Raw genomic sequence first — 4,394 nt, 5'->3', positions numbered from 1 at the left:
CTGAATATGCTGAGCGTTGACGAATCTGGGTTTGATCGAATGGATCGTCGCCTCTTGCTTACCATGATAGAAAACTTCGGCGGAGGTCCGGTAGGGGTGGAAAGCCTGGCTGCTGCAATTGGTGAAGAGCGTGGGACAATTGAGGATGTTTTAGAGCCTTATCTTATTCAGCAAGGCTACATGACTCGCACGCCTCGGGGCAGAGTGACGACTGAAAAAGCATGGCTTCATTTCGGTCTGTCGATGCCTGTCGAAGGTGGGGCGACGTAGTGGGGCTATATCGATTTCCTCTGAGGGTTTATTTAGAAGATACCGATGCGGGTGGCATTGTGTTTTATGCAAATTACCTGAAGTTCTTCGAGCGAGCGCGGACAGAGTTTGTGCGCAGCTATGGATTTGAAATGAGGCGGTCACTTAATGACGGTATAAGTTTCGTTGTTGCCGAGCTCGCGATGAAATATCGGGCTTCTGCCTATTTGGATGATGAATTGGATGTTTGTGTTCAGTCTCTTGAGCTGCGAAACAGTTACTTTCGTGTTCATCAGTGGGTAGAGCGTCGCTCGGAGCCGGGTAAGCGCTTGGTCGAGGGCGAAGTGAAAGTTGCGTGTGTTGATCTTATGAGTGGCCGGCCTAGAAAAATGCCTGCCTCGCTTTCTGCTGCATTGCGGGCCGATTTAGAAAAGTAACAGGGGAAAAATCTTGCAAGAACAAATATCTGTTTGGGGTTTGATTGCTGACGCGAGCGTGCTCGTCCAGTTGGTCATGCTATTACTGTTGGCGGCTTCGGTTATTTCCTGGTATTTGATTTTTCAACGCAGTGCGTATTTCAAAGCAGCGAAAGCAGATCAGGCTGAGTTTGAGGAGCGCTTCTGGTCTGGGATGGATCTGGGCCGCTTATATCGAGAGTCTGAAAGTCATCCTGGCTTGGAGTATATATTTCGATCTGGCTTTAAAGAGTTTAATCGTTTACGGAAAAACGACATGGATGCCGATGCGATTATGGAAGGTACTCAGCGATCAATGCGTGTAGCTTTGTCGCGAGAGTCTGATCGGCTGGATGCCAGCCTGCCATTTCTGGCTACTGTTGGCTCAACAAGTCCTTATATTGGTTTGTTTGGGACAGTATGGGGCATTATGAATTCGTTCCTTGGTTTGGCGCAGGAGCAGCAAGCCACGCTCGCGACCGTGGCCCCAGGTATTTCAGAGGCACTCATCGCGACGGCAATGGGGCTGTTTGCGGCTATACCGGCGGTGGTTGCTTACAACCGTTTTTCCGCGAATGCGGATAGACTTTACAGCACTTATGAAACATTCGTTGAAGAGTTTTCAAGTATTCTTCACCGCAATGTCTATTCCACAGAAAAACCTGAATAAGGGTCTGATAGATGGCTAGGCAGAAGAAAAAGCCAATGTCCGACATCAACGTCGTACCTTATATTGACGTCATGCTCGTGTTGCTGATCATTTTTATGGTGACGGCACCGATGCTGACTCAGGGGATCAAAATAGATTTACCAAACGTGGAATCTGCTCCTGTCATTGTAGAGCAGAACCAAGAACCACTAATAATTACCGTTGACTTGAACGGCGCCTATTACATGGAGATGAGCTCTCTCTCGGATGCGCCTTTGTCTCAAGACCAATTGGTGGATAGTGTTACTGATTTGCTTTCGGTTAATCCAGCGCTTTCGGTGCTGATTCGTGGTGACAAAAATGTCGAATATGGCGTGGTTGTAGAACTGATGGCTGTGGTTCAGGCGGCCGGTGCCAAAGGTGTTGGCTTGATCACCGAGGACCCATGAGCAACAAACCATCAGGCTCAGAGCGATTTAACCAATGGTTGGGGATGGCCAAATATGTGAGGGAGGCCCTCACAAAAGGTCACAGGCGATACCTTGTAGCGAGTGTCGGCGTGCACTTGCTTGTCGTTATTGTTATGACTTGGTCTTGGAGCAGCACTGAAGCGGTCAAAACATACGTCATTCCTCAGAGCATTGAGGCGCGTGTGCTGACTGCCGAAGAGGTTGATCGACTGCCCTACAAGAAAAAGCAGCGATTAGAGCGCGAGGCCTTGGAAAAGAAGCGCCAAGATGATCTAAAAAAGAAGAAACAAGCGCAAAAAAAGAAAGATTTGGCGAAGAGAAAGGCAGAAGAGGAGCGCAAGCGTAAAGCTGCGGCTAAAAAAGAAGCCGAGCGCAAAAAGCTGGTAGCAGACAAAAAAAAGCAACAGCAACTTGAAAAGGATCGCGCCGAAAAGAAACGGCGCGAACAGCAAGCTAAAGAAAAGCTTGCCAGTGCTGAAAAAGAACGTCAGCAAAAAGCTAGACAGCAAGAGCAGGCGCAAAAAGAAGTTGAAAAGCTCAAGCAGCTTGCTGAGGCGAGGGAGCAGACGCTGCGAGAGCAGCGTTTGGCTGAGCGCTTGAAGGGCATAGAGGATCTGAAAGCCGCGGAGCGCACGGATGAGCCTGTGTTAGATGTTGATGAGAAGGCTCGTTATTTGTCGATTATTCGAAGTCGAATCGAGTCGCGCTGGCATAAACCGCCGAATAGCGGAGGTTCTAGCGTTTTGTTACGCATCGAGCTTTTTCCTTCAGGAGAGTTATCCAAGGTTTCGATTATTAACTCAAGCGGTAACTCTGCGCTTGATGAAAGTGCTGTGCGGGCTGTACGGGCAGTGAATAAATTTGAGGTTCCTACGGAGCCAGCTTTTTTCGAAAAGTACTTTCGTAGCTTCCAAATGAGCTTTAAACCGTCTGATTAAACGGAATATTATGTATTTAGTTAAGTTTCTTGTATTCGTGGCGCTCACTCTCTCGGCGAGTGTTCGTGCAGAGCTATTAATTGAGATTACCAAGGGGTCTGATGATGCGGTTCCTATATCGGTGGTTCCTTTTACCAATCGAACTAACCAGCCGTTATCTGCAGATGTGGCAAGGATTATCGATGCGAATTTGCTTCGTAGCGGTGATTTCGTAACCTTACCTACAAACAAAATGCTCAGCTTGCCAGATCAGTCGACGGACGTGCATTTTCGCGACTGGAAGATGCTCGGGCAAAGTTTTGTGTTGGTCGGTCAGATTAGCTCGGATGCCGCCGGGCGTCGGTTTCACGTTCAATATGAATTGATGGACGTTTACAATCAGAAGCGGATAGTTGGGGAATTGATTTCCGCCAGCGCAACCGGATTGCGTTCGCTAGCGCACCGTATATCCGACAAAGTCTACGAGGCGATTACCGGCGTTAAAGGAGCATTTTCGACTAAAATTGCTTACGTAACGCTGGATATCAAAAAAGGTGGAGTAAGTGAGTATCGGTTGCAGCTTGCTGACGCGGATGGTCAGCGCTCTAAGACTCTATACAAGGGGTCTGAACCGATTCTTTCTCCGTCTTGGTCGAACGATGCTAAGCAGCTTAGCTATGTTTCTTTTGAAACTGGGCGGCCTGCAATTTATATCCAAAATATAAAAACAGGAAAGCGGCGCCAGGTTACTGCGTTCAGAGGATTGAATAGCTCTCCCATGTGGTCTCCAGATGATAAGAAGCTGCTGATGACGCTCTCTAAAGACGGAAACGCTGAGCTTTACTCCTTCGATATTGCAACATCGAGCTTGGATCGTCTGACGAATCATTACGGGATAGATACGGAGGGTAGCTGGTCCCGGGATGGCCGAAAAATAGTGTTCACAAGTGATCGTTCTGGTACTCCCCAGATTTATGAAATGGATTTGATAGATCGCCGCCCCAAGAGACTGACTTTTACAGGTCGATACAACTCGCGGCCTAGATTTAGTCAAGACGGGGATAAGGTGTACTTCGTGCATCAGTCTTCTTCTAATTATCATATAGCTTCAATGAATGAAGACGGAAGTGATCAGTATATCCTGACGGATACTCCGCTTGATGAGTCACCCAGTGTTTCGCCAAATGGGAGGATGATCATTTATGCGACGAAACGAAATGGACAGGGTGTATTGGGGGTGGTTTCAGTTGATGGAGACTCTAAATATTTTCTTCCGTCAAGCTTTGGTCAGGTAAGAGAACCTGCATGGTCACCATTTCTAAACTAAAATTATAAATAGGTGTCTTGTGTGGCGCGGGATGCTTGAATTAGTATGAACTCAGTCCTCAAGCTATGTGCGCGTGATGTGTTTTAGAGCGCATGGCCGAACGAAAAAACCAAACGCTTGATAGAATGATTACAAAAGCGGCTACGAATTATCTTAGATCTGACAAAGGAAGAACAATGAAACTAGAAGCTTACAAACATGGCCTAGCCCTGATTTTAGCGACAACTGTATTGGTTGGTTGTGAAACAACAAGCACTGCTGATGAAGAGCCTTTAGAGCCAACAGCCGAGCAGACTGGAGAAGCTTCTGGTACGGGTGCAGGCACTG

Annotated in this window: 6 protein-coding genes; all 6 read left to right on the top strand. The window is 47.6% G+C overall.

The features are described 5' to 3' along the window. Positions 1 to 270 (top strand): Holliday junction DNA helicase RuvB C-terminal domain-containing protein (locus tag A3750_RS13915; protein WP_304440194.1); only part of this gene is annotated, 270 nt, incomplete at its 5' end. Continuing rightward, positions 270 to 686, top strand: a complete 417-nt coding sequence (locus tag A3750_RS13910) for a YbgC/FadM family acyl-CoA thioesterase (protein WP_197466494.1) — start codon at positions 270 to 272, stop codon at positions 684 to 686. The genes A3750_RS13915 and A3750_RS13910, both read left to right, overlap by 1 nt. 13 nt (positions 687 to 699) lie before the next feature. After that, positions 700 to 1,374, top strand: a complete 675-nt coding sequence (gene tolQ, locus A3750_RS13905; protein WP_068458519.1) for a protein TolQ — start codon at positions 700 to 702, stop codon at positions 1,372 to 1,374. Positions 1,375 to 1,409: 35 nt separating this feature from the next. Further along, complete coding sequence (gene tolR / locus A3750_RS13900) at positions 1,410 to 1,802, top strand: protein TolR (protein ID WP_231871825.1); 393 nt, start codon at positions 1,410 to 1,412, stop codon at positions 1,800 to 1,802. Then, positions 1,799 to 2,761, top strand: coding sequence for a cell envelope integrity protein TolA (gene tolA / locus A3750_RS13895; protein ID WP_068464262.1), 963 nt, complete (start codon positions 1,799 to 1,801; stop codon positions 2,759 to 2,761). The genes tolR and tolA overlap by 4 nt, the downstream gene beginning before the upstream one ends. Positions 2,762 to 2,771: 10 nt before the next feature. After that, on the top strand, positions 2,772 to 4,067 hold the full coding sequence (gene tolB / locus A3750_RS13890) for a Tol-Pal system beta propeller repeat protein TolB (RefSeq protein WP_068464259.1): 1,296 nt from the start codon (positions 2,772 to 2,774) through the stop codon (positions 4,065 to 4,067). The last annotated feature ends 327 nt before the right edge of the window (positions 4,068 to 4,394 follow it).

Source organism: Oleiphilus sp. HI0079, from assembly GCF_001635105.1.
Note: the sequence above shows the minus strand (reverse complement) of the source record. Positions and strands in the feature narration are given on the sequence as shown.

What these genes read in the sequence shown, in the direction of transcription:
- tolR (WP_231871825.1), top strand. Translation starts at nt 1,410, where the DNA reads ATGTCCGACATCAACGTCGTACCTTATATTGACGTCATGCTCGTGTTG.
- tolA (WP_068464262.1), top strand. Translation starts at nt 1,799, where the DNA reads ATGAGCAACAAACCATCAGGCTCAGAGCGATTTAACCAATGGTTGGGG.
- tolB (WP_068464259.1), top strand. Translation starts at nt 2,772, where the DNA reads ATGTATTTAGTTAAGTTTCTTGTATTCGTGGCGCTCACTCTCTCGGCG.